22 protein-coding genes are annotated in these 23,391 nt (G+C 70.5%); 7 read left to right on the forward strand and 15 right to left on the reverse strand.

The window, feature by feature from the left end; translation table 11 throughout:
- Positions 1-39: 39 nt before the first annotated feature.
- The 6 genes from mftR to WA675_RS09340 all read left to right on the forward strand — a co-directional run bounded on the left by mftR (position 40) and on the right by WA675_RS09340 (position 5,407).
- Positions 40-693: a mycofactocin system transcriptional regulator gene (gene mftR / locus WA675_RS09315; RefSeq protein ID WP_336083657.1), complete on the forward strand. Its 654-nt coding sequence runs from the start codon at positions 40-42 to the stop codon at positions 691-693.
- Between the two features lie 63 nt (positions 694-756).
- The gene (locus WA675_RS09320; protein WP_336083659.1) at positions 757-1,662 is read left to right on the forward strand and encodes an STAS domain-containing protein; all 906 of its coding nucleotides are present in this window, start codon (positions 757-759) and stop codon (positions 1,660-1,662) included.
- 10 nt (positions 1,663-1,672) lie between these two features.
- A complete protein-coding gene (locus tag WA675_RS09325; protein ID WP_278264496.1) occupies positions 1,673-2,056 on the forward strand; it encodes an STAS domain-containing protein in 384 nt (127 codons plus the stop codon).
- On the forward strand, positions 2,046-2,459 hold the full coding sequence (locus WA675_RS09330; RefSeq protein WP_336084169.1) for an ATP-binding protein: 414 nt from the start codon (positions 2,046-2,048) through the stop codon (positions 2,457-2,459). The genes WA675_RS09325 and WA675_RS09330 overlap by 11 nt, the downstream gene beginning before the upstream one ends.
- On the forward strand, positions 2,452-3,075 hold the full coding sequence (locus WA675_RS09335; RefSeq protein WP_336083660.1) for a stage II sporulation protein M: 624 nt from the start codon (positions 2,452-2,454) through the stop codon (positions 3,073-3,075). Before WA675_RS09330 ends, WA675_RS09335 begins: the two co-directional genes overlap by 8 nt.
- A gap of 10 nt (positions 3,076-3,085) precedes the next feature.
- A complete protein-coding gene (locus tag WA675_RS09340; RefSeq protein WP_336083662.1) occupies positions 3,086-5,407 on the forward strand; it encodes a SpoIIE family protein phosphatase in 2,322 nt (773 codons plus the stop codon).
- Positions 5,408-5,409: 2 nt separating this feature from the next.
- On the opposite strand, the gene WA675_RS09345 is transcribed toward WA675_RS09340, so the two are convergent.
- Positions 5,410-7,332, reverse strand: a complete 1,923-nt coding sequence (locus tag WA675_RS09345) for an acyl-CoA dehydrogenase family protein (protein ID WP_336083664.1) — start codon at positions 7,330-7,332, stop codon at positions 5,410-5,412.
- A 107-nt stretch (positions 7,333-7,439) separates the two neighbouring features.
- On the opposite strand from WA675_RS09345, the gene WA675_RS09350 reads away from it, so the two are divergent.
- Positions 7,440-8,066, forward strand: coding sequence for a TetR/AcrR family transcriptional regulator (locus WA675_RS09350; protein WP_336083665.1), 627 nt, complete (start codon positions 7,440-7,442; stop codon positions 8,064-8,066).
- 4 nt (positions 8,067-8,070) lie between these two features.
- On the opposite strand, the gene WA675_RS09355 is transcribed toward WA675_RS09350, so the two are convergent.
- From WA675_RS09355 to WA675_RS09420, 14 genes are all read right to left on the reverse strand, one after another.
- Entirely contained in the window at positions 8,071-8,673 is a 603-nt protein-coding gene (locus tag WA675_RS09355) for a hypothetical protein (RefSeq protein ID WP_336083667.1), read from the reverse strand.
- Positions 8,674-8,683: 10 nt separating this feature from the next.
- On the reverse strand, positions 8,684-8,968 hold the full coding sequence (locus WA675_RS09360; protein ID WP_336083669.1) for a hypothetical protein: 285 nt from the start codon (positions 8,966-8,968) through the stop codon (positions 8,684-8,686).
- A gap of 231 nt (positions 8,969-9,199) precedes the next feature.
- Positions 9,200-10,681, reverse strand: a complete 1,482-nt coding sequence (locus WA675_RS09365; RefSeq protein WP_336083671.1) for a flavin-containing monooxygenase — start codon at positions 10,679-10,681, stop codon at positions 9,200-9,202.
- Positions 10,678-12,183, reverse strand: coding sequence for a flavin-containing monooxygenase (locus WA675_RS09370; RefSeq protein ID WP_336083673.1), 1,506 nt, complete (start codon positions 12,181-12,183; stop codon positions 10,678-10,680). Before WA675_RS09370 ends, WA675_RS09365 begins: the two co-directional genes overlap by 4 nt.
- Before the next feature lie 3 nt (positions 12,184-12,186).
- Positions 12,187-13,359: a hydroxymethylglutaryl-CoA synthase gene (locus WA675_RS09375; RefSeq protein WP_336083675.1), complete on the reverse strand. Its 1,173-nt coding sequence runs from the start codon at positions 13,357-13,359 to the stop codon at positions 12,187-12,189.
- Positions 13,356-14,414 carry a hydroxymethylglutaryl-CoA reductase gene (locus WA675_RS09380; RefSeq protein ID WP_442945590.1) on the reverse strand — a complete coding sequence of 353 codons (1,059 nt, stop codon included), beginning with the start codon at positions 14,412-14,414 and terminating at the stop codon, positions 13,356-13,358. Before WA675_RS09380 ends, WA675_RS09375 begins: the two co-directional genes overlap by 4 nt.
- On the reverse strand, positions 14,407-15,504 hold the full coding sequence (gene fni / locus WA675_RS09385; RefSeq protein ID WP_336083678.1) for a type 2 isopentenyl-diphosphate Delta-isomerase: 1,098 nt from the start codon (positions 15,502-15,504) through the stop codon (positions 14,407-14,409). Before fni ends, WA675_RS09380 begins: the two co-directional genes overlap by 8 nt.
- Positions 15,501-16,592, reverse strand: coding sequence for a phosphomevalonate kinase (locus WA675_RS09390; RefSeq protein WP_336083680.1), 1,092 nt, complete (start codon positions 16,590-16,592; stop codon positions 15,501-15,503). The genes fni and WA675_RS09390 overlap by 4 nt, the downstream gene beginning before the upstream one ends.
- A complete protein-coding gene (gene mvaD / locus WA675_RS09395) occupies positions 16,589-17,602 on the reverse strand; it encodes a diphosphomevalonate decarboxylase (protein ID WP_336083682.1) in 1,014 nt (337 codons plus the stop codon). Before mvaD ends, WA675_RS09390 begins: the two co-directional genes overlap by 4 nt.
- Positions 17,599-18,615 (reverse strand): mevalonate kinase, encoded by a 1,017-nt coding sequence (mvk, locus tag WA675_RS09400; protein WP_336083684.1) that lies wholly within the window; start codon positions 18,613-18,615, stop codon positions 17,599-17,601. Before mvk ends, mvaD begins: the two co-directional genes overlap by 4 nt.
- 35 nt (positions 18,616-18,650) lie before the next feature.
- Complete coding sequence (locus WA675_RS09405) at positions 18,651-19,454, reverse strand: methyltransferase family protein (protein ID WP_336083686.1); 804 nt, start codon at positions 19,452-19,454, stop codon at positions 18,651-18,653.
- Entirely contained in the window at positions 19,445-20,440 is a 996-nt protein-coding gene (locus WA675_RS09410; protein WP_336083688.1) for a fatty acid desaturase, read from the reverse strand. The genes WA675_RS09405 and WA675_RS09410 overlap by 10 nt, the downstream gene beginning before the upstream one ends.
- A complete protein-coding gene (locus tag WA675_RS09415) occupies positions 20,437-21,726 on the reverse strand; it encodes a hypothetical protein (protein WP_336083690.1) in 1,290 nt (429 codons plus the stop codon). The genes WA675_RS09410 and WA675_RS09415 overlap by 4 nt, the downstream gene beginning before the upstream one ends.
- Positions 21,723-22,787, reverse strand: coding sequence for a polyprenyl synthetase family protein (locus WA675_RS09420; RefSeq protein ID WP_336083692.1), 1,065 nt, complete (start codon positions 22,785-22,787; stop codon positions 21,723-21,725). The genes WA675_RS09415 and WA675_RS09420 overlap by 4 nt, the downstream gene beginning before the upstream one ends.
- Positions 22,788-23,391: the final 604 nt, after the last annotated feature.

Here is a 23,391-nt window from a genome sequence, read left to right on the forward strand (position 1 = left end):
TAATCAAGGGGACCGGGACTTTGTCCCTACGCTGTATCCATGTCCGCCCCGACGCCGCGCACCCACCGCGGCCGCCCCCCGCGCACCACGCGCCGCGAACTCGAAGTCATCGCGATGCGACTGTTCGCCGAGTACGGCTTCGACGAGATCACCGTCGAACGCATCGCCGCCGAGGCGGGCGTGAGCGAACGCACCTTCTTCCGCTACTTCCCCAGCAAGGCCGAGGTGCTCTGGCACCAGTTCGACGACGAGGTCGCCGACCTGCGCGCCGCCTTCGCCGGGGTACCCGACGACGAACCGATGATGGCCGCGGTGCGCCGGATCGTGGTGGCGGCCAACCGCTATCGCGCCGAGGACATCCCCGAACTGCGCACCCGGATGCGGCTGGTCTCGGCGGTGCCCGCGCTCTCGGCGGGCGCGGGCGCGCACTACGACGCCTGGGAACGCGCGGTCGGCGAGTTCGCCGCCCGCAGACTGGGCACCACCGCGAACGACCTGGTGCCGCTGGCCGTCGGGCGCACCACCCTGGCCGCGGCCAGAGCCGCCTACGACGCGTGGGTCGAACGGGGTGACGCCGATCTCACCGTCTACCTCGATCGCGCGCTCGGCGCCCTCCAACGCGGGTTTGCTCCGGATATGCCCGCCGGTGTGGCGCAACCCGCAGGTTTGGGCAGCACCGCGGAGGGGGTATGAGTAGGCTCGAATCGATGCGCGCCGTGCGCACGGAGAATGTCGTCGAAAGGGGCAGGAGTTTCCATGTCCGAGGTGTCCACGAGTCTTTCGTCGGATTCGCTGCCCGCACGCCCTGTCGACAACCTGCTCCCCCAGCTGGTCGAACACCTCCGGCAGAACCGCACCGCGCTGCGCGAGGAATGGGCCCGCCGCATCACCGAGGCCCAGCTGCTCACCGCGATGACCCCGGAGGAGATCTTCTCCGAGGCCACCTCGATCTTCGACAACTACGTCGAGGTGCTCGAGACCGGTAGCGTCGAGGCCCTGCAGGCCTACGCCCGCGACCTGTCCGAACGCATCGTGCCCCGCGGCGTGGAGACCGACGAGATCCTGGGCATCGTGCTGTTGCTGCGCGACGTGCTGGCCCGCTCGCTGTTCTCGAAGTACATGTCCGACTTCGAGATGCTCAACCAGGTGCTCGACGCCTACGAGCCCGCCGCCAACCGCATCGCCAACACCGTGGGTGTGTCGTTCGTCCAGGAGCGCGAGCGCGTCATCAGCCGTCAGCAGGAGGCCATCCGCGAGCTGTCCACCCCGGTGCTGCAGGTGCGCGAGCAGCTGCTCATCCTGCCGATCATCGGTGTGCTCGACTCCCAGCGCGCCCGTCAGCTCACCGAGCAGCTGCTGCGCGCCATCCGCGCCAACCGCGCGAAGGTGGTCGTCATCGACATCACCGGTGTGCCCGCGATCGACTCCGTGGTGGCCAACCACCTGGTGCAGACCGTCGACGCCTCGGGCCTGATGGGCGCCAATGTCATCATCACCGGGCTGTCCTCGGAGATCGCGCTCACCCTGGTGACGATCGGCCTCGACCTGTCGAAGATGAACGCGGTCGGCGACCTGCAGGGTGGTATCGAGGAAGCGGAGCGGCTGCTCGGCTACGAGGTCTCCCGGGTCACCGAGCGCCTCGGCGAGCGCGACGGGCGCTGATACCTCCGCCATGCCGGTTCCCATTCTCAAACAGGGCACGTACCTGATCGCCTCGGTGCAGTCGGCCCTGACCGACAGCGACACCGAGCGCCTGCAGGACGACCTGATGAAGCAGGTCAGCCGCTATCGCGCGACCGGCATCATCGTCGACGTCACCGCGATCGACGTGATGGATTCCTTCGCGGCGCGCTCGCTGCGCACCATCGCGCACATGACCCAGCTGCGCGGCGCCGAGACGGTCATCGTCGGGCTCCAGCCCGAGGTCGCCTTCGCCATGGTCCAGCTGGGCCTGACCTTCGAGGACATGCACACCGCGCTGGATCTCGAGGAGGGCCTGGCCTGGCTGAACCGGCACCCGCGCAGCCGACGAGACGGTCGTGACAGTGGCCGCTGAGCAGGTTGCGATCGCGGTCAAGGTGTCCGAGGACATCGTGACAGCCCGCCAGGCCGGACACGAGCTGGCGGCACAACTCGGCTTCACCCTCACCGATCGCACCATGATCTCGACCGCGATCTCCGAGATCGCGCGCAACATCACCAGCTACGCGGGCAGCGGCGAGATCCGGCTGCTCGTCGATCAGCGCGACGGCCGTCGTGCGCTGATCGTCCAGGCCGAGGACCAGGGGCCCGGCATCAGAGACATCCCGCGCGCCCTGGAGGACGGCTTCTCCACCGGCCGTGGACTCGGTCTCGGCCTGCCCGGTGCGCGCCGCTTGATGGACCGGCTCACCATCGATTCCGCCCCGGGTCGCGGGACGTTGATCGAGATGTGGAAGTGGGTACCCGAGGGTGCATGAAGACGGGATCATCGGCCGCACGGAATGGTCGACGGCCGGTCGGGCACTGCCCGGTCAGGACGTCTCCGGTGACCGGGCGCTCGTCCTGGACACCGGCGACGGCGGGGTGCTCTTCGGCGTGCTCGACGGCCTCGGTCACGGTGCCGCCGCGGCCGACGCGGCCGACCGGGCCGCGGTCATCCTCTCCGACAATCGCGGCGAACCGCTGGATGTGTTGATGGTGCTGTGCCATCGCGCGATGGTCGAGACCCGCGGCGCCGCGGTCTCGCTGGCCCTCATCGGGCCGGGTGAGACGCTGCAGTGGCTCGGGGTCGGCAATGTCGAGTCGCGGCTGCTCACGCTGGGTCCGGCCGGGCCGGAACTGCGCGCGACCATGCTGCTCACCGGCGGCATCGTCGGCTACCGGCTGCCCTCGCACCTGCAGCCGCAGACGCTGCCGATCCGGCCCGGCGACCTGCTGCTGATGGCCACCGACGGGATCGTGCCCGTCGGCCCGGAATCGATCGATCTGGCCCGCCCGGCCGCCACCGTCGCGGGTGACCTGCTCGCCCGCGATGCCAAGGACACCGACGACGCACTGGTGCTCGCGGCCCGATTCCGCGGCGCCTGCCCATGAGAGGTTGCCGATGAGCGCAGGCCTGGCCGCATTTCTCGACGACTATTCGGCAGCACTACGCCGCCATGTCGCCGCGCCCGGCCAGGAGGGGCTCTCCGAGGGCTACGACCTGGGCAGGCGTGCCCTGGTCGAGGGCGTGAGCCTGCTCGACCTCACCGAACACCACTTCCGCGCGGTCGCCGAGTTCGCCGGGGCGCAGGCGGATTCGCGCCGGGCCGAGGTGGCGCTGGAGTTCCTGCTACAGACCATGGCGGCCCTGGACATCGCCACCCGCGGCTATCTGGACGGCACCCGCCGCTACGAGCAGCAGCGCTCGCGCGCCGAGGATCTGGCCGGGCGCGACGCCTTCCGCACCGCGCTGGTGGAATCGCTGCAGGACGGGTTCTTCGTCGCCGACGCGCAGGGCACCATCGTCGAGGTGAACTCGGCCTTCGGGGTGCTCACCGGCTACGGCGCCGACGAGGTGCCCTTCGCGCTGCCGCATCCGTGGGTGCTGCCCGACCGCGAGGGCTATCCCCAGATCGGTACGGAGGCTTCGCGTTTCGTGATGCCGGTGCGGCATCGCGACGGGCGCGAGCGCTGGCTGGCGGTGAGCGCGAGCTCGCTGGTGCGCCAGGAGAACAACGAGCGCATCTTCGTCGGCACCGTCCGCGATGTCACCGCCGAGCACGACGCGCAGGCCCGCGATCAGGCCGCCTCACGCCTGGCCACCGCGGTCGGCGCGGCCACCAGCATGGTCGAGGTGCTCGCCGTCGGGCTCGACGAGCTGCGCCGCACCATGGGCGCGCGGACCGCGCTGGTCGCGGTGTGGCCCAGCCGCACCGGACGCCCCGACGTGTACTCCTGCGGTGCGCCGCCCAGCGGGTCCGGACCCGAACTGACCGCCGCCACCGCGACCCCGGTGCGGGAGAACGTCGGCGCCGAGGTGCCGCTGGACGACGAGGTGCGCGCGCTGCTGGATCGCGCGCGCAGGCAGACCGCGCGCGGCCTGTCGGCCATCACCAGCGAGGACGAGGGCGTCGAGGCCGTCGTCGCGCCGCTCGGCGAGACCGGCGACGCCGCCCTGTGGGTGCGTTTCGGCGCGCCGCGCGCGGTCAGCGCCGCCGACTGGGCGCTGTACTCGCTGCTGGTCGGTCATCTCAGCGTGGCGCTGCAGCGCGCCCGTAACTTCGACCAGGCGCGCGCCACCTCGCTGACGTTGCAGCGCGCCATGCTCGGCCCGATCGAACTGCCGCCGCGGTTCTCGGTGCACTACGAACCCGCGCTGCCCCCGCTCGAGATCGGGGGCGACTGGTACGACGTGGTGCCGCTGCGCGACGGCACCATCGGTGTGGTGGTCGGCGACTGCGTCGGCCGTGGTCTGTCCGCGGCGGTGGTGATGGGCCAGTTGCGCACCGCGGCCCGCGCGCTGCTGCTGCGCGGGGCCGGACCGGCCCAGCTGCTGGCCGAGCTCGACACCGTCGCCGGGCGGATCCCGGGCGCGATGTGTACCACCGTGTGCGCGGCGGTCCTCGATCCGGCGCGCGGGATGGTCCGCTACTCCAATGCCGGGCACATGCCACCGGTGCTGGCCCCGCCCGGCGGGCCGGGCCGGGTGCTGGAAGGCGGGCGCGCGGTGCCGCTGGCCACCTTCGACACCCCGCGCAGGCCCGAGGCCACCACCGCGCTGCCGCCGGGAGCCACCCTCGTGCTGTTCACCGACGGGCTGGTGGAGCAGCGCGGGTACGACATCGAAGAGGGCTTCGTCAAGATCGCCGACGTGCTCAGCGAGACCGGGGCCGCGCTGCCCCGCGATGTCGCCGACGCGGTGCTCTCGCGGCTGGCCCCGGCGGCCGGCTACGACGACGACGTCGCCATGGTCGTCTACCGTCAGCCCCCCGAACCGCTGCACGTCGACATCCCCGCCGCCGCCGCGGAACTCACCGGCCTGCGGCGCAGTCTCTACCGCTGGTTCGCCACCGCCGCGGTGCCGCACGACCTAGCCGCCGACCTGGTCGCCGCCGCCAACGAGGCGTGCAGCAACAGCGTCGAACACGCCTACCGCGACAGCGAACCCGGCCGGGTCACCCTCACCGCGACCTGCGAGGGCGACCGCGTGGTCCTCGAGATCACCGACACCGGCCGCTGGGTCCCGACCCCCACCGATCCCGGTTTCCGTGGTCGCGGCGTGGAGATGATGCGGGTGCTCACCGAGGACCTGGAGTTCACCCAGGACGCGAACGGCACCCGCGTGCGCATGTGGGTGACGCTGCCCTCGATCACCTTCCCCACCGCCAATCCGCTGCGCGGCACCGGCCGCCGCGACCACCTGGACCAGCTACCGGCGCGCTGACCTCACGGGGTCATCCGGTAGGTCCCCGCGACGGCCCGCGCCGCGGCCAGCACCCGCTCCACCCGGGCCGCGTCGGCGACCGGCCTGCGCACCAGGTCGATCGCGCGGACCTGCTGGGCGCGGGTGGCGTCGGGCTTGCTGTGCAGGGTGAGCGCGTGCCGGGAGAACTCGCGCACGAACCCGTCGAAGAGCTGATCGAGCAGATCGGTGTCGGTGCCCTCGATCTCGGCCTGCTCGAGGATGAGCTGCGCGTAGGGCACCGCGGTGAACAGCTCACCGAGCGCGAACAGGAAGTCCACATCGCGCTGCTGCTCGGCGGTCGGGGTCGCCGCGGCCAGCAGGGCCTGCAGGGCCAGCACCTGGTCGAGGAACACCGCGACGTTCGGCACGTGCGCGAACCGCTCGAAGATCGGGCGCCAGTCGGCGAAGCGGATCCGGCCCAGCCCGCTGCTGGGGCCCTGCCGGAACAGGAATTCGTCGTCGGCGGCGTCGCGGCGGGTGCGGACCGGCGGGTAGTCGGCGCCGCCGAGTTCGGCGCGCAGCTTGGGGACCACCTTGCCGACCGTCGGCGTCAGGCGCCTGCTCGACCAGCTCAGTGCCCCGGCCACGGTGCGGACGGTGCCGCGGCCGACCGTGCCCGCGCCCGGGAGCACGCCCAGCGCCGCCAGCCCGGCGTCGGCGGGATGGAACATGTAGTTGGCCATGAACTTCAGCGACAGAGCCATGTTCACGTGCACGGTGCCCTCGAGGCGCGGCAGGCCGAACAGCCCGAGCATGGCCATCGGGAAGTACATGTCGTTCTCGAAACCGCGCGCGGCGATCACATCGGCGAGGTCCTCGATCACCCGCTGGCCCTGGCGGGTCACCGTCATCTTCTCGATGGCGTTGAACAGCAGGTAGCGCCGGTCCCGCGGCGAGGCCGAGCGCAGGTAGTCGATCGCCCGTTCGCTGTAGAGCCGCATGCCCGCCAGCCGCGCGTAGGACTCGGTGATCAGCGTGCGGACCTGCGGGAACTCGGTGACCCGGTGCCCGAACAGCACCCGGTTCTCGGCGTGGTCGATCGCCTCGTGGAAGGCGTGCTCACAGGCGCCGATCGCGCCGAAGCCGAGGTTGAACTTGCCCACGTTGACGGTGTTCATCGCGGCGTGGAAGGCGGCCGAGCCCCGGTGCAGGATGTCCTCCTCGGCCACCGGGTAGTCCTCGAGATCGAAGGCGGCCACATACATCTGGCTGTCGACCACATTGCGGCGCAAGTGGTAGTTCTCGTGCTGGGAATCGGCGACGAAGAACAGATACCCCTCGTAATCGTCCTCGGTCGGCGCCGAGCGCAGGGCCTGGGCGCTGTCGATGATCGGCTTGTCGGCGCGGCGGCCGAACACCGAGACCATCCGGGCCAGATTGCCGTTGCCGATGTAGTGCTTGCCGCCGTGCGCGCGGAAGCCACCGGCCGGGTCGGGGTCGAGCACCATGTCGGTGGAGTACACGTCGGCGCCGTGCTCCTTCTCCGACAGGCCGAAGGCGAAGATCTCCCCCGAGTCCAGCCCGGCGGCGGCCTTGCGGCGCGCGGTGGCGTTGTCGCTCTGCCAGATCGGGCCGAGGCCCAGGATGGTGACCTGCCAGACGTACCAGTAGGACATGCCGTAGAAGCCGAGGATCTTGCTCATCATGGCGATGCGCGCGGTGTCCCAGCGCTTGTTCGGGTCGCCCGCGGCCTCGGCCGCCGGGGTGAGGAAGGTGGCGAACACCCGCTCGCGCTTGACGAAGTCGAGGAACTCCGCGTACCAGATCCGGTCGCGGTCGTCGCGCTTGAGCGCGGCCTTGCCGCGGTGCTCGAACCAGTCGACGGTCGCCCGCAGCAGGCGGCGGGTCTCGGCGTCGAACTCGGCGAAATCGCAGGTCTTCGGGTTGAACAGGCCTTGGGTCATCGGTGACTCCTGATCGCGGATCAATTCCTACGCCACCGTATCATTATCCTACAGTCATGTAGGAACTGTTCCGGTGGCCGCGGCGCGCACTGCTAGAGTTGGACGCGATGACCACCGACCCGACCGTGCAGCCGCGCCGCCGCGCCGCCCATCTCGGGCCGGAACGCCGACGGCCGCAGGTGCTCGACGCCGCCCTCGCCATCGCCGTCGAGCAGGGCATCGGCGCGGTGACCATGGCCGCGGTGGCCGACCGGATGAAGGTCACCCGCCCGGTCGTCTACGCCTGCTTCGCCGATCGGGTCGAGCTGCTGCACGAACTCGTCGCCCGCGAGGAGCGCCGCATCATCGACGGCGTCCTCGAGGCCACACCCCGCCGCGCGGTGGACGCGGGCGAGGGAGTCTTCGTCGACGGCTTCCAGGCGCTGCTGCGCGTGGTCGCCGCGAGCCCGGATTCCTGGCGCCTGGCCTACGGCAATCCCGATCCCGATGTCGCCACCTCCTTCGGCCACGGCCGCGCCCTGGTGCTCGCGCGCTGCACCGAGCTGTTGCGGCCGACCCTGCACGCCTGGGGCACGGTCGACGCCGACGCCAAACTGCCGGTGCTGGTGGAACTGTGGATCTCGGCGGGTGAGAGCGCGGTGCGCAGCCTGCTCGCCGACGACGGGGTGTGGACCCCCGAGACGCTGGGCGCCTTCGTCGGCGCCGCGGTCTATCGCGCCCTGCGCGACGCCTGAGGGCTCAGCGGGCGGCGGTGCCGGTCCGCAGGACCATCGGCTCCGGCAGCGGGTGGTCCACCAGCGCCGTCGCGGCGGGCCGGGATACCGGACGCAGCACCGCGCAGCGCCGCGCCAGGACGGCGCCACAGGCACCGACGGTGGTGGTGATCAGATCCTCGGCCAGCGGCAGGTCGTCCTCACGGAAGGCGTAGACCGAGAAGCGGATGGTGCGCGCCGCGCCGAGCGGATCGCTCTGCACGATCGCCTCGGCGGGGCAGCCCGCCAGCAGCATGACCGCGGTGGCGAAGTCGGCGCACGCGTCGCCGGAGGCCAGCTCCTCCCCGATCGCCAGCGCCGCGAAAACCGTACGCAGGCAAGGCGGTTCGAGCATCTGCTGCGAGTCCTGGATGCGCGACCAGCGGCACAGCGCCGGGTGGTCGGCGATATCGGGGCGGTCGCGCCAGCGGCGCAGGCCGCTGCCGAGCAGCCGGGTGGCGGTGGTGTCCCACCGGCTCGCGTCGTCGATCCGGGCGACGATGCGCAGCCTGCGGCATTCGTCGGCATCGGGGGAAACCGGGTCGATCAGGGGCGCGGCGGGAAGCGCCGCGTGACGATGGGTCTGCATGCGGGGACTCCTAGCGCGTGAGGGAATCGGCGGATTCGGTGGCGGTGGCTCGACGCCACGCCAACCGGAACGCCCACATCGAGGCCGCGATCGAACCACCCACGACCACGGCGATCACCACATACACCGACCAGCCCGACCAGCCGAGCCCGGCATAGCGCGCGATCAGCGCCGACGCCGCGATCGGGCCCGCCGTGGCCAGGACCGGAATGAGCAGGATCAAGCCGAGAGTCACCAGTGTCGAGGGCGCCATCGCCGATTTCGCCGCGGAGTACTGCCGAGTCACTGTAGCCATTTCCGCCCTCTCCGTTACCCGAATGGGATCCAGCGAACTTATGCGGCCCTAAACGTACATCCCGGATCGGGGGGCCAGCGGAGTTCGTCACGAAAAGGTGATAACCCGAAACGGCGGTTCTGCGTAACGCCACGCAGAACCGCCGGTCGGGTCGCCTTTATCGATTTGCGAGAGATTTGCCCGATCTGAAAAGAGTTCAGATCTGATAACGATTCCCGGACCGGCCCGCCGTCAGCGGGTGGTGGTGTCGTAGGCCTCGATGTCGAAGCGGCGCAGCATCCGGTGGAACTTGAAGCTGAAGTCCGGCCACAGCGTCGCGTTGTGGCCGTTCTCGTCGACGAACCAGCTCGTGCAGCCGCCCTCCTTCCACACGGTGCCGTCGAACTTGGCCTGCAGCTCGCGGTTGTAGGCGGCCTGGGCCTCCGCACGGACCTCGACCGTGCGCAGGCCCTGCTTCTCGATCGTCGACAGCGCGTCCACGATGTAGTTGATCTGCGATTCGATGGTGAAAATCGCCGAGGTGTAACTCAATGCGGAATTCGGGCCCATCATCACGAACACATTCGGGAAATTCGCGACGGCCGAACCTTTGTACGCGGTAATGGGTTCGGCGTCGAAGGTTTCCGACAATGTGCGCCCGTCGCGACCGGTGATCATGTCGTAGGTCGGCGAATCGGTGATCCGGAATCCGGTGGCCAGCACGATCGCGTCGACCTCGCGTTCGGTGCCGTCGGCGGTGACGATGGAATGCGCACGGATTTCGGCGATTCCGTCGGTGATCACGTCGACATTGTCGCGCGCGAGGGCCGGATAGTAATCATTGGAGATCAGCATCCGCTTGCAGCCGAGGCGATACCCGGGGGTCACCTTGGCGCGCAGCGCGGGATCGCTGATCTCCCACCGGATCTTGGCCTTGGCCGCCAGCTGCACGATCGCGGCCGCCCAGGCGAACTTCGCCTGCCAGAGCACGAACGACTCGCGCAGCCAGTAGATGGCCGTGCGCACCGCGCGCTGCGCGCCGGGAATACGGCGGTAGGCAAAGCGTTCCAGGCCGGTGTAGCGATGACCGACCCGCGGCAGCACCCAGGGCGCCGAGCGCTGGTAGAGGTCGAGCCTGCCCACCTCGGGGGCGATGGTGGGCACGATCTGGATGGCCGAGGCGCCGGTGCCGATCACCGCGACCCGCTTGCCCGCCAGCTCGGCCTCGTGGTCCCAGTTCGCCGAGTGGAAGATCTTCCCGGCGAAGTCGTTGATGCCCTTGATGTCCGGCAGCTTGGGCGAACTCAGCGGGCCCGCCGCCGAGACGGCGAAATCGGCGGTGAACTCACCCTGGGTGGTGGTGACGTCCCAGCGGGCGGTCTGCTCGTTCCAGCGCGCGCTGGTCACCGCGCAGCCGAGCATGATCCGGTCGCGCACGCCGAAGTGGTCGGCGACCTCGCACATGTACCGGTGGATCTCGGGCTGATTCGAGAACGACCGGGTCCAGTCCGGATTCAGCGCGAAGGAGTAGGAGTACAGCTGGGAGGGCACATCGCAGCCCGCGCCGGGATAGGTGTTGTCGCGCCAGGTCCCGCCGATCTCGTCGCCGCGCTCGGCGACGACGAAATCGGTGTGGCCCTGCCGCTGCAGCTGGATCGCCAGGCCGAGGCCCGCGAAGCCCGCGCCCATGATCGCGACCCGGTAGTGCCGCTTGATACTGGTGTTCTCGGTCATCGCGTCCTCGCGGTGGTCTCGTAGGCGTCCACGTCGAAGCCGCGCAGCAACCGCCGGTACTTGAAACTGAAGTCCGGCCACAGCGTGGCGTTCTGGCCCCGCGAGTCCAGGAACCAGCTGTCGCAGCCGCCCGAGACCCACACGCTGCGGGCCATCTTGGTGTCGAGCTCGCGGTTGTACGCGGCCTGCACCTCGGGACGGACCTCCACCGAGCGCAGCTCGCGGGCCTGCATCGTGGCGACCGCGTCGACCAGGTAGGCGATCTGGGATTCGATGATGTAGATCAGCGAGGTGTAGTTCAGCCCGGAGTTCGCGCCGAGCATGAGGAACAGGTTCGGGAAGTTGGTGACCGTGGTGCCCTTGTAGGTCTGGTAGCCCTCCGCGTCGGCCACCTCGGACAGGGTGCGCCCGTCGCGGCCGGTGTAGAGGTTGTAGGTCGGCGAGTCGGTGACCTGGAAGCCGGTGGCCAGCACGATGGCGTCGACCTCGCGCTCGGTGCCGTCCTCGGTGACGATCGAGTGCGCGCGCACCTCGGCGATCCCGTCGGTGACGAGTTCGACATTGTCGCGACCCAGCGCGGGCAGGTACTTGTTCGACACCAGCATGCGCTTGCAGCCCAGCCGGTGCTTGGGGGTCACCTTGCGCCGCAGTTCCGGATCGCGCACCTCGAGGAACATCTTCACCCGGGCCACGATCTCCAGCAGCACCGCGGCCTTCGGGTACTTGGCCTGGAACAGCACGAACAGCTCCCGGTTGGCGTAGATCATCCCGCGCAGCACCCGCTGCAGGCCCGGCACACGCCGGAAGGCCCAGCGCTCGACCGCCAGGTAGGGCCGGGTGGCGTGCGGCAGCACCCAGGTGGCGGTGCGCTGGTAGACGTCGAGGTGCGCGACCTCGGGGGCGATCGAGGGCACGATCTGCACCGACGACGACCCGGTACCGATCACCGCGACCCGCTTGCCGGTCAGCTCCGAGTCGTGGTTCCAGCGCGCGGAGTGGAAGATCTCCCCCGCGAACTCCGAGATCCCCTTGATATCGGGCAGATTCGGCTCGCAGAGCACACCGGCGGCGGAGACCACGATATCGGCGGTGTAGTCGCCCTGGGTGGAGCTGATCTCCCAGTAGCCCTCGGCGTCGTTCCAGTGCGCGCCGGTCATCTCGCAGCCGAACACGTGCTTGTCGCGCACGCCGTATCGGTCGGCGACCGCGCGGATGTACTCGTGGATCTCGGCCTGCGGGGAGAACGAGCGCGTCCAGTTCGGGTTCAGCGCGAAGGAATACGAGTACAGGTGGGACGGGACATCGCAGCCCGCCCCGGGATAGGTGTTGTCCCGCCAGGTGCCGCCGACATCGGTGCCGCGCTCGAGCACGACGAAGTCGGTGACGCCCTCCTGGGTGAGCCGGATGGCGGTGCCGACACCGGACAGACCGCTGCCCACGATCAGTATTCGGGTATGCCGAACTGCCCCGACGGCGTCCGCCGGGGCTGAATGGTTGCTCATGGGTTACCTGGCTTCGTAGATGCGCTTGTGTCCCGAGATCGCGGCCAACCGGTACGGACGCGCGGTCTGGGTGGGCACGGCGTGGTAGGCGCCGTCGGTGGGCGCCGCGGCCTCGTGCAGGGCGCGGTAGTCCTCGTAGCCGATCGGCTCGCGGGAGTCGATGGCCGCGGTGTTGGCGGCGGTGCGCAGCTGCTCGCGGTAGCCGGGAACGACCGTGCCGCTGAAGAATTCGGCGACCGCGCCGGAGCCGTAGCTCAGGAAGGCCAGCGGCTTGCCGGTCAGGTCGTCGGCGTGGTCGAGCAGTGCGGCCAGGCCCAGGTACAGCGAGGCGGTGTAGCTGTTGCCGACGGTGCGGTTGTAGCGGGTGGTCAGCTCGATCGCGGCGGCGATGTCGGCGGTGTCGGCGGTGAAGCCCTGGCTCTCCAGCAGGTGCTTGTGCGCCTTGTAGGCCATCTTGGTGAACGGCTGGTGGTAGCAGAACGCGGCGAACTCGGTGAGCTCGCGCCCGCCCTGACGGCGGTAGTCGGTCCAGGCTTCCTGCGCGGCCTTCTGGTAGGCGTTGACCGAGGTCTTGCCGTCGACGATGGCCTCGGAGCGGTAGTTGGGCCGCCAGAAGTCCATGATGTCGGCGCTGTAGAGACCCGACTGCGGGTCCAGCGCGACGATGGCCGGATCGGCGCTGATCAGCATGGCCACCGCGGCCGCGCCCTGGGTGGGCTCGCCGGGGGTGTCCAGCTCGTACTTGGCGATGTCGGCGGCGATCACCAGCACCCGCTGCGACGGGTCACGGGCGATCAGGCCCGCGGCGAACGCGATACCCGCCGTGCCGCCGTAGCAGGCCTGCTTGAGCTCGACCACGCGCGCGGTGTTGGGCAGCCCGATCAGCGAATGCAGGTACAGCGCCGCGGCCTTGGACTGGTCGACGCCGGTCTCGGTGGCCAGCAGCACGGTGCGGATGTTCTCGGTGCCGTGCCGCTCCAGGATGGGCGCGGCGGCGGCCGCGGCGAGGGTGACGATGTCCTCGTCGGCGGCGGCCACGCTCATCTTCTCCTGGCCGATGCCCAGGTAGAACTTGTCGCGGTCCACCCCCAGCCGTTCGGCCAGGACCGCGTGGTCGAGGAAGTAGTGGGTGGTGGCGAAGGAGAGGTCGTGGATGCCGACCGAAGGTGTGGTCATCGTTTCGTTCCGTTGCTCGTGGTGGACCGCTCGAATTGGGTGTGGGCGCGCATCAGCTCGCCACGATTGGTCTGGGCCGCCATCAGCGACAGCTCGCCGCACAGCACCGCCGCCGCGCCGATCACCGCCAGCCTGCGGGCGTTGGCGCCGGGCTCGCGTTCGGCGCGGCAGCCCAGGCGCTCGAGGTTCTCGTCGACGAAGGAGGCGTGCTTGCCGTTGCCGACCGTGCCGACGATGAGATTGGGCAGGGTGCACGAGAAGTAGAGATCGCCGTCGCGGTCCTCGGCGTGGGTCACGCCCTGCGAGCCCTCGACGATATTGGCCGCGTCCTGCCCGGTGGCCAGGTAGTAGGCCAGCAGCATGTTGGCGTAGTGCGCGTTGGCGGACCGGATGCCACCGGCCAGCAGGGTGCCGATCAGGTTCTTGCGGATATTGAGCTCGACGACCTGGGCGGCGGTGGTGTGCAGCCGCTGCTCGACCACCTCGCGCGGGATCAGCAGCTCCGTGATGACGTTCTTGCCGCGCCCGAGGATGCCGTTGACGGCGGTGGCCTTCTTGTCGGTGCAGAAGTTGCCCGAGATGGAGCCGTAGCGCACGCCCGGGTAGTTCGACAGGATGTGGTCCATCAGGTGGTCGCTGGCCAGGGTCGCCATATTGTGGCCCGAGGCGTCGCCGGTGGTGAACTCGAAGCGCAGGAACAGCAGGTTGCCCGCGATCTGGTGGTGCAGGTCGATCAGCCGGGCGAAGCGGCTGCTGCCGGAGACCACCTCCCGTAACTCCGGCAGCCGCGCCTGCAGCCGCTGCACCGTGGTGTAGGCGGTGAGCGCGTCGTCGGCCTCGAGCAGGATCGACCGGGTCATCCGCTCGTCGATCAGGGTCGCGACGATGCCCTTCTCGGCCAGCGTGGAGATCTTCGCGCCGCGCCCGACCGAGGGCCACAGCGGCGTCTCGTAGGTGGCCAGCGGAACCTCGACGGCGTCGTCGACGACATTGCCGGTAATGCGCAGCGGCCCCACCCATTGCAGCGGGACGGCTGCATACGACATCTCATTCATGGGTGACTCCTTCTCGGTCATTCGATTCACGCCACCAGGGGCTCCGGTGGGCGAGGGCGGCCGCGTCGATCCCGCGCAGGGCGCAGAACGCCGCCAGGTCCCCGGTGATCAGCACGTCACAGCCCGCCAGATCGGCCGGGGTGTGCGCGCCGAGCACCGTCAGGATGCTGCGCAGTTGCGTCAGCCAGGTCTCGATGGTGCCGATCAGCACCTCGGTGTCATTGCTGACCAGGGTTTCCAGGAACACCCCGGCCACGCCGGTCGCGGTGGCGCCGAGCGCGAGGGCGCGGGCCACGTCGAGCGGGGAGCGGATGCCGCCGGAGGCGGCGATATCGATCCCGTCGAGCCCGGCGCAGTCCAGCAGGCAGGCCGGGGTGGACTGGCCCCAGCTCTCCAGGAAGCCGAAGTCCGCGGCCGTGCGCCGGTCGTTCTCGATCCGGGCGAAATTGGTGCCGCCGCGCCCGCCCACATCGGCGACCGCCACGCCCGCGTCGCGCAGCCAGCTCACCGTCTGCCTGCTCAGGCCGAAGCCGACCTCCTTGACCACCACCGGCACCGGGACCGCCGCGACGATCTCCTCGATGCGCGCGGGCCAGGCCGCAAAGGCCCGGTCGCCCTCGGGCATCACCACTTCCTGCACGGCGTTGAGGTGGATCTGCACCGCGTCGGCCTCGAGCAGTTCGATCGCCCGCAGGACCTGCTCGACGGTGGCATTGGCGTTGACATTGGCCAGCACGAACCCGTCCGGGTTCGCCGAGCGCAGCACCCGGTAGGTCGGGGCCACGGCCTCGTCCCGGAAGTAGGCGCTCATCGACCCGGAGGCGATCGGCAGGCCGGTCTCGCGGGCGGCCACGGCCAGCTGCCGGTTGATCTCGCCGGTGTGCGCGCTGCCGCCGGTCATCGCGTTGACGTAGAGCGGGGTGTCCCAGTGCTTGCCCGCGAACTCCACGCCGAGGGACACGTCCTGGCTGTCGATCCCGGCCAGCGCGTGGTGCACGAAGGCGATGGAGTCGAAGTCGTTGCCGCCGGTGACGGCTTTGCGGTGGGCCACCGCGTGCCGTACGTGGTCGTCCTTGCGATCGCCGATCACTGGCTGTCTCCCTCGAATGGATGCGTCCGCAGCGGCAGCGGCCGGATGCCCGCGCCGATCCAGCGCTGCGTCAGCGCGGTGATGGCGGTGTCGCGGGTGCGGTCGATGAGCGCGATCCCGCAGTCGCCGCCGCCCGCGCCGGAAGGCTTGGCCGCGGCGCCGACGGCGGCGCCCGCCGCGCACAGGGCGCGCAGGCGCTCGGTCATGATGCCCAGGCCGGTGGTGGCGTCCAGGTCGAGCAGAAGCTCACGGGCGCAGTCGATCTCGGCGCAGATGGCGGCTCCGTCGGCGGATTCGATGGCGGTCACCAACCGCTCGACGCAGTCGTTGCTGCGCAGCAGGAAATGCGCCCGCGCGCTGGGCTGCTGCTGGGTGCCGAGCCCGGCGACCAGCGCCGGAGTGGACGCCGGGCTGCCGGTCCAGCCGACCTGCAGGGCCAGCTCGGTCGGGGTGCGCAGCGGGCGCACCGACAGTCCCGGCCAGGGCGAGCGCAGCGCGGTGTCGACTCCGCCGGACGCGGCCAGGTCGGCGACGTGCGCGCGGTCGGGCGAGGCGTAGGCCAGCCAGCCGCCCCAGGTGCTCACCGCCACGTCCCCGCCGGAAGCGCGCGGGTTGACCGCGAGGGTGGCCAGCATGGCCAGCCGGTAGCGGTCCATCGTGTTGAGGCCGAGTCCGAGGAAGCGGCCGAGCGCGTCGACGGTGGCCACAGTCACCGCGGCACTGGAGCCGAGGCCGTATTTGCGGCCGTCGGTGTCGCCGAGATCGGCGCGCACCTCGAGATCGTAGGCGGCCGCCGCGATCCCCCGCTCGGCGCGCAACCGGTCGAGCACCGCGGCGGCGGCGAAGACATAGGCGAAGGCCGGTGGGACAGCGCCGTCTTCGGTGTCCGGGACCAATCCGTCACCGTGACGTCGGCAGGTCAGGGTGACGCCGCCGTCCAGATCGGAGCGCAGGGTGATCTCGGCCGCCGCGCCCACCGTGGCGGTGGCGTAGCGGTCCACCGCGGTGAGGACCGCGCGATGGCCGGGTTCGACCACCGCGTACTCCCCCGCGATGAACAGCTTGCCCGGCGCCCGACAGCTGATCACCGGTCGCCGCCCGCGCTGAGCGTCGCGCCCGGGCCGATGTGCGCGATGCGCGTGCTGACGAAATCGCCGAGGAAATCGAGGGTGGCGGCCACGTGTGGGGCGTCGGCGCGGCTGCACAGCACCTTCACATTGGGGCCCGCGTCCATGGTGGCGTAGGCGGCGATGCCGTCGGCGCGCAGCGCGAGCACCGCGTCCAGCACGGTGAGCGAGTGCGGGGACAGGTAGCGGATGCCGGGGCGGGCGGCGAGCATGGTCGCGTGCATGCCCAGGGCGTTGCGCTCGGCGATCTCGCCGATGGCGGGCAGATCGCGGCGCGCGACGGCGGCGCGCATCTCGGCGAGATCGGCGCGCGAGGACTCGGCCCACGGCCGGTACAGCGGGGAGGTGGCGGTGGTACTGCGCATGGCGTCGCGGCTCGACACCGCCTTGGCCCCCGCCTCGACGACGGCCACTACCAACGCCGGGTCGAGATCGTCGCCGCCGATCGGCTCGGCGTAGGAGCTCAGGTCGCCCACTTCGCCGTCCCCCTCGCCCTCGTGCCAGATCACGAAGCCGCCGAAGATCGAGCGCGAGGCCGAGCCGGAACCACGCCGGGCCAGCCGGGACAGCGCGCGGCCGTCGCCGTCGAGCCCGTAGGCGGCCGCGGCGGCGGTGGCCAGTGCGGCGAAACCACTGGCCGAGGAGGCCAGGCCCGCGCCGGTCGGCCCGGCGTTGGCGGTGATCACCTCGGCGCGTTCGGTGCGACCGGCCTTGGCGCGCACCAGATCCAGGAACTTCTCGATGCGGGTGTGCGCGGTGCCGGTGGCCGCGGCGCCGTTGAACTCGACGGCGTCGGTGGGTCCGTCGATCAGCCGCACCGAGGTGGTGGTCGGGAAGATGTCCAGCGTCATCGACAGGCTGCCGGTGACCGGCAGGAACAGCGCTTCGTCACGCTTGCCCCAGTACTTCACCAGGGCGATGTTGGGATACGCGACGGCGGTGGCGGCGCCGTCGGTGGCAGGAGAGGTCATGAGGGGATACCGCGTTCCGGGGTCGAGGCGGATAGGGACAGGGCGCCCGCGCGCAGGTCGGCGGTGCGCACCGTCCAGGTCTGCACGGCACCGGCGCGGCGCAGCGCGGCACTCACCGCGGCGGCGGCGTGGGTGTCGGTGAGCGCGAGCACACAGCCGCCGAGGCCGGCGCCGGTGAGCTTGGCGCCGTGGGCGCCCGCGGCCAGCGCGGCGGCGACCAAGGTGTCGATGTGTGGGGTACTCACGCCGAGTTCGCCCAGCAGGTCCTGGAATTCGAGCATCGTGCTGCCCAGCGTAGGGGTCTGCCCGGCCGCCAGGGCGTCCGCGCCGGTGTCGATCAGCGCCGCGGCCCGGTTCAGCAGCCGCCGCGCGGCGCGGGGATCGGCCGCCAGCCTGCGGCGCACGTCGGCGACCGCCTGCTGGGTGGAGCCGGAGACGCCGGTGTCGGCGATCACCAGGGCGGCGTCCAGGCCGACCGGCATCGGCCGGGCGCTGCCGGACTGGAACCGGATCGGCCCGCTCGCCAGCACCGCGCTGGCGTCGATGCCGCTGGCCCGGCCGTGCGCGACCTGCTCCCCGCACTGCACGAGGTCGTAGAGCTCGCCGGGGTCCAGGTCGCGTCCGTACAGATCGGCCACGGCGCGCACCGCCGCGCCCGCGCAGGCGGCACTCGAACCCAGGCCGCGGGCCAGCGGAATGTCGCAGTACACCACGACTTCCACGGTCTCGGCACCTCGGCCCCAGCGCCGCAGCGCCTCCTCGACGGCGACCCGCGGCCCCGACCGGTCGTCCCCGGCCACCGCGGCGGCTCCGGCGACGAATCCGAACGAGCCCGACGCCCCCGCCTCGGTCCCGGCCGCGGGCCGGGCCACCGCCCGTACCGGCAGGGCGGGCAGCGGGATCGCGATGGCGGGCGTACCGTGCACGACGGTGTGTTCGCCGAGCAGGATCGCCTTGGCGACCGCCTGCCCGGTGCCCCGCGCCAGGGCGGTCGCTGGGGAGTTGTGTCTCACGTCGATTCCTCTCCGAACTCCGGGCGGGCCCGTGGCTATGGCTCGCGCGGCGTACGGTTCAGCAGACTACGCACCGAGGGGAAGAAGGCGGGAACATGTGCCGCGTAGGCCCGGTATGACGCACCGAAACGGGCGATCAGATCACGCTCCTCCAGGAAGGTGCCCAGCACGATGTATCCGGTCAGGCCGAGCGCCCACACGAGGTGCCCGACGGTGAACTCGCTGGCGAACCAGAACGAGACGAGCAATCCGGTCATCAGCGGGTGCCGTACCAGTTTATAGACACCGTTGACCTGCAGACGATCGACAGTGGCGTCCGGCACACGCAGGATGTACTGCCGGTAGGCCTGGCTGATGCCGAGCAGGTGGAAGTGGTTGAGCAGCAGCGTGGCCGCGTACACCAGCACGAAACCGATCCAGAAACCGGCGTCGAGCGCGATTCCGAGCGCGCCGTCGGCCGACCACAGCTGCCGCGGAATCGGCTGCCAGGCCAGCATGACCGTCCACATCACCAGGCAGACCATGAAGATGTAGACCGTGCGCTCGAGCGCCTCGGGCACCCAGCGGGTGACGAACGCCTTGAACGCGGGCCGGGCCATGCCCGAGTGCTGCAGGCCGAACAGCGCCAGCAGCGCCACATCGATGGCAAGGGCGGGCAGGGTCGACAGGTGCGGTCCCCGGTCGACGGTCTTGGGCAGCCACCAGCCGCCCGCGAAGAGCAGCATCAGCGGCACCGTGATGCCCGCGATGCCGTAGACGGTGAACGAGATCAGGAAGGGGACGAGCCGCGCGGGGGTGCTCAGCACGCCCCGCGCCTGCTCGGGAGTGATCAGATCCATGCGAACCACGGGAGGTACTTCGACCGGACGGTGCCCTCTTCCAGTCGCTTCTCCAGCTTGGCCTTCCACTGGGTGCCGTACTTCTCGTTGAGGAAGCCGCCGGGCCAGAACAGCCGCCAGCCGGACTGCGCGACCATCCAGTACGGCACGATGACGCCGGGGTTCACGTCCCGCATGTAGGCCATCTTGTCCGGGATCTGGCTCCAGTGCACGCCCGGGTAGCGGTGGTGCACGCTGTGGTAGCCCTGGTTGAAGATGAGGAAGTTCAGGATGTTGCCCGCGTTGTTGAGCGAGGTGCTGGGCTCGTCGGTGAAGCCGCGCGCCGGGGCGTGGCTGAGCCAGGCGAAGTAGCCCGCGTTGACCTGGGTGATGAAGAACGGCACCCAGTAGAACAGCACGAAGCGCTCGGTGCCCGCGACGTACCAGACCGCGGCGATCACGGCGGTGTAGACGATCAGGTCGAAGATGAACTGGTGGCGGGTGCGGCGCCGGCGCGGGGCCGGGTTGGCCGCGAACACCGTCTTCACGGTGTGGATCTTGACGATGGTGCCGTAGCGGACCCAGTACCAGATCGCGCCGAGGCCCTTCTCCATGCCGGTGGTCGCGGTGACGTCACCGGGGCCGTCGTTGAACCGGTGATGGTTGAGGACGTGCACCTCGCGCATCTCCGCGGCGGTCAGGTTGCCGGGCAGACAGCACAGGATGTCGACGACCCGGTTCGGGAACTTCGACACGAACAGCGGCCGGTGGGTGTGCATGTGCATCACGCCGATGGTCAGCGACAGGTTCAGCAGCGAGAGCACGATGATCAGCGGGATGGCGATGTACCAGTTCCCGGCGATGGGCACGAACAGACCCGCCGCGGTCATGCCCATCCACAACGCGATGTGCAGCAGCGGCCCGATATTGGACGCGTGCTCGAGTTTGAACACGCGCCGGGCGAACGGAATCTGTTCGGACGACGGGACATTCGTTCCGGTGCTCATAGCAGAGCTCCTTGGTTAGTGGTGACAGGGCGGGGACTCGGAGCCAGGGCGGCGAGCTGAAGTCGGGAGGCGAGCGCGAGCATCGCCTCGGGCTGGTGCGAGGGCACCCGTTCCATGGCGCCGAAGGCCAGGTGATCGGCGATCATCATGGTGCGGATCTCCGCGTCGGGCAGTTCGCCGGTGAGGGGCTCCTCGGGCAGGGTCTGCACGAGCGCGAAGGTGGTGTCCACGATCAGCGGCACCAGCGAGGTCTGCGCGGCGTGCGGGTCGGCCGCGCCGAGCACTTCGGTGGCGCGGTTGGCGCCGGTGGCGAATTCCGGTGAGGCGTCGAGCATCTGGTGGATCGCGCCATCGCCGGTGCGGCGCACCCGCTCGAGCATCCTGGTCCAGTAGGCCGAGGAGCAGGCGGCGGCCGCGGCCGCCGCGATCGGGCGCCGGTAGGGCGCGGGCGCCCCGACGACCTTGCACAGGAAGGCGTTGGTGGTGATGGTCATGTAGGCCATCGCCGCGCGGGCGCCCCGGCTCGGGGTGGCCGGGCCGAGCCGGGTCAGCAGCGCGAAACCGCCCAGCGCGGGGGTCAGCAGCTGCAGCATCACCGTGCGGATCAGCTCCTCGCGGTCGGCCACGCCGTAGATCTCGAACTCGTTGTCGCGCAGGTCGTTGGCCGACTGCGCGATGACGGCCACGCAGCCGGTCAGCTCGCGCAGGTCCGCCTCGGGCAGCACCCCGTCGGCGACCAGCGCGCACGCGTAGTGGGTGACCCGCCCGAGCACGCCCTCGCCGTAGGCCACGCGCGAGATCGGGGACTCGATATTGCGGGCCATCACGTCGGCGATGTCGACCAGCACCCCGGCCACCCGGGCCCGGCCGTCGGCGGACAGCGCGGTGATCAGCGCCTTGATGTCGGCGACGCGCGCGGCCAGCACCCGGTCGACCGCCTCGCTGTCGCGGGCCTCGACCGTGACGGTGGGCAGGGCGGGCGGTGCGGTGTCGGTGCGGTCGGCCAGGTAGGCCGCCGCGGCGCGCACCGCCGCGGCCGCCCCGGCACGGTCGGCGAGGTCCTCGTAGGCGTCGAGCACGCGGCAGGCCAGCAGGGCCGCGGTGGCCTCGTCACGCTGGTGGGCGGGCAGGAACCCGACCGAGATGCCGAGGTTGCGACCGGCCGGGATGAGCGCCAGCTTCGCCAGCGCCGCCGGGGTCGGGGCCGCGCGCAACGCGGCGATGTCGGGTGCGCGGCGCAGCGTCCGCACGCCGCGCAGCAGTGTGCCGATCCGGGTCCCGCTCATCGCGAGATCACCTCCTGCAGGAGTTCGCGCAGGTCCTCGCGCGCGGCGGACGGGGGGAACACCTCGAGCGCCTTGCTCGCGGTCTCGACGGCGCCGATCGCGACCGACCGGGCGGCCTGGGTGGCACCGCTGTCGACCAGGTCGTCCTGCAGCGTGGCGCTCGGGGTCGCCGGGTCGAGCCACAGCTGCTCGGCGCCCTTGCGCAGGCCCAGCCACTCGATGACCGGCCAGGTCGGCACCCGGCGTTCCAGATCGCCGCCCGCGTCCTTGCCGAGCGACGGTCCGCCCTCGATGTCGCGGACGTCGTCCATGATCTGGAAGGCCAGTGCCAGCTGGTCGGCGTACTCCATCAGCGCGTAGAGCCGCTCGATCTCGACGCCACCGGCCGTGCCGCCGTAGGAACAGGCCAGGCGGAACAGGGTGCCGGTCTTGGCGGCGGCGACCGACTCGTAGTGGCGGCGCAGCGCGGCCTGGTCGACCGCGGGCGGCAGGGTCTCGATGAGCTGGCCGTAGGACAGGTCCGAGAGCCGGTCGGCGTAGGTGATGCCGGGTGCCTGCCCGACCCCGGCGAAGACCACCGGATTGTCGGCCAGCACGCGGGCCACGACCTGCAGCCCGGCCCCGGCCAGGTGGAATCCGGCCCGGGCCGAGATCCGCACGCCGAAGGCGGCGGGCACCGACGGGGCGCCGCGGCGCAGCAGGGAACCGTCACAGATGTCGTCGTGGACCAGCGAGGACTCGTGGAACATCTCCATCGCGCAGGCCAGGTCGACCGCGTCGGCGAGCGAGGTCGCGGCCTCGCCCGCGTCCGGCAGCAGGCCCGCGCAGGCCAGCACCAGGCGGGCGCGCACGCGCTTGCCCGGCGCGGCCAGGATGTGCTGGTAGATGGCGTCGAAATCCGCACCGGTGAGCAGGATTTCGCGCAACCGTGCGGTGACCAGCGGCAGCTGATCGGTCGGTGAGGGTCTCGTGATGACCGCCACCTGTTCGCCCGGGTGTTCCCGGGGATCGGACGGTAGCGCGTGATTGTCCATAGCGCTGAACTCCTTCGGTGTGGTCACGACGGCAGTGCGGTCACCCGGCCGGGGGGCCGGAGTGGGGAGCGGGAGGGGGCGGAGTCGTCACCGGGTATCGACATCTCGTTGCTGCCCGGCCGGAGCGTCTCGGTCGCCGGAAGGTACCGAAAGTTTCGTGGCGAGGCATCCAATCGTTAACTGTTACAACGAGTTTCACGCTTTCGTTGTGACAGACCGTAGTCGGAAATGTGCGTATGTCAACCCTGTGAGCTCGAGATTCCTTGCGGCGCAACGCTTTTCGCGCGCGTCAGCGCAGGGCGGCACGAGACGCCGTGCCAGGACGGGAAGGGACTCGGTGGTGACCGAGGGGTGGTGGGTGCCACGACATTGTGGCTATCACGGCTCTACTCGCCGGTAACAACACAAATAGCACTCCGGGCCCGCCCGCGCGAACCGAGACGGCGCCCTTGGGAGATCTCCCGAAACCTCGCGCCGGTAGTGTTGGAACATTTCCCAGAACAGCCCGGAGATTCGTTTTCGTTACAGTGACCAGCATCACACTTCTCGAGATCCGGTGTCGGAGTAGACATTTCGGGCACATCCGTAACGGGGGTGCGCGCCGACACCCACGCCCGGCATGCTTGACAGC

It is taken from the genome of Nocardia sp. SSK8 (genome assembly GCF_037034205.1).
Lineage (GTDB): Bacteria > Actinomycetota > Actinomycetes > Mycobacteriales > Mycobacteriaceae > Nocardia.

What these genes read in the sequence shown, in the direction of transcription:
- mftR (WP_336083657.1), top strand. Translation starts at nt 40, where the DNA reads ATGTCCGCCCCGACGCCGCGCACCCACCGCGGCCGCCCCCCGCGCACC.
- WA675_RS09320 (WP_336083659.1), top strand. Translation starts at nt 757, where the DNA reads ATGTCCGAGGTGTCCACGAGTCTTTCGTCGGATTCGCTGCCCGCACGC.
- WA675_RS09325 (WP_278264496.1), top strand. Translation starts at nt 1,673, where the DNA reads ATGCCGGTTCCCATTCTCAAACAGGGCACGTACCTGATCGCCTCGGTG.
- WA675_RS09340 (WP_336083662.1), top strand. Translation starts at nt 3,086, where the DNA reads ATGAGCGCAGGCCTGGCCGCATTTCTCGACGACTATTCGGCAGCACTA.
- WA675_RS09345 (WP_336083664.1), bottom strand. Translation starts at nt 7,332, where the DNA reads ATGACCCAAGGCCTGTTCAACCCGAAGACCTGCGATTTCGCCGAGTTC.
- WA675_RS09350 (WP_336083665.1), top strand. Translation starts at nt 7,440, where the DNA reads ATGACCACCGACCCGACCGTGCAGCCGCGCCGCCGCGCCGCCCATCTC.
- WA675_RS09355 (WP_336083667.1), bottom strand. Translation starts at nt 8,673, where the DNA reads ATGCAGACCCATCGTCACGCGGCGCTTCCCGCCGCGCCCCTGATCGAC.
- WA675_RS09360 (WP_336083669.1), bottom strand. Translation starts at nt 8,968, where the DNA reads ATGGCTACAGTGACTCGGCAGTACTCCGCGGCGAAATCGGCGATGGCG.
- WA675_RS09365 (WP_336083671.1), bottom strand. Translation starts at nt 10,681, where the DNA reads ATGACCGAGAACACCAGTATCAAGCGGCACTACCGGGTCGCGATCATG.
- WA675_RS09370 (WP_336083673.1), bottom strand. Translation starts at nt 12,183, where the DNA reads ATGAGCAACCATTCAGCCCCGGCGGACGCCGTCGGGGCAGTTCGGCAT.
- WA675_RS09375 (WP_336083675.1), bottom strand. Translation starts at nt 13,359, where the DNA reads ATGACCACACCTTCGGTCGGCATCCACGACCTCTCCTTCGCCACCACC.
- WA675_RS09380 (WP_442945590.1), bottom strand. Translation starts at nt 14,414, where the DNA reads ATGAATGAGATGTCGTATGCAGCCGTCCCGCTGCAATGGGTGGGGCCG.
- mvaD (WP_336083682.1), bottom strand. Translation starts at nt 17,602, where the DNA reads ATGACCTCTCCTGCCACCGACGGCGCCGCCACCGCCGTCGCGTATCCC.
- WA675_RS09405 (WP_336083686.1), bottom strand. Translation starts at nt 19,454, where the DNA reads ATGGATCTGATCACTCCCGAGCAGGCGCGGGGCGTGCTGAGCACCCCC.
- WA675_RS09410 (WP_336083688.1), bottom strand. Translation starts at nt 20,440, where the DNA reads ATGAGCACCGGAACGAATGTCCCGTCGTCCGAACAGATTCCGTTCGCC.
- WA675_RS09415 (WP_336083690.1), bottom strand. Translation starts at nt 21,726, where the DNA reads ATGAGCGGGACCCGGATCGGCACACTGCTGCGCGGCGTGCGGACGCTG.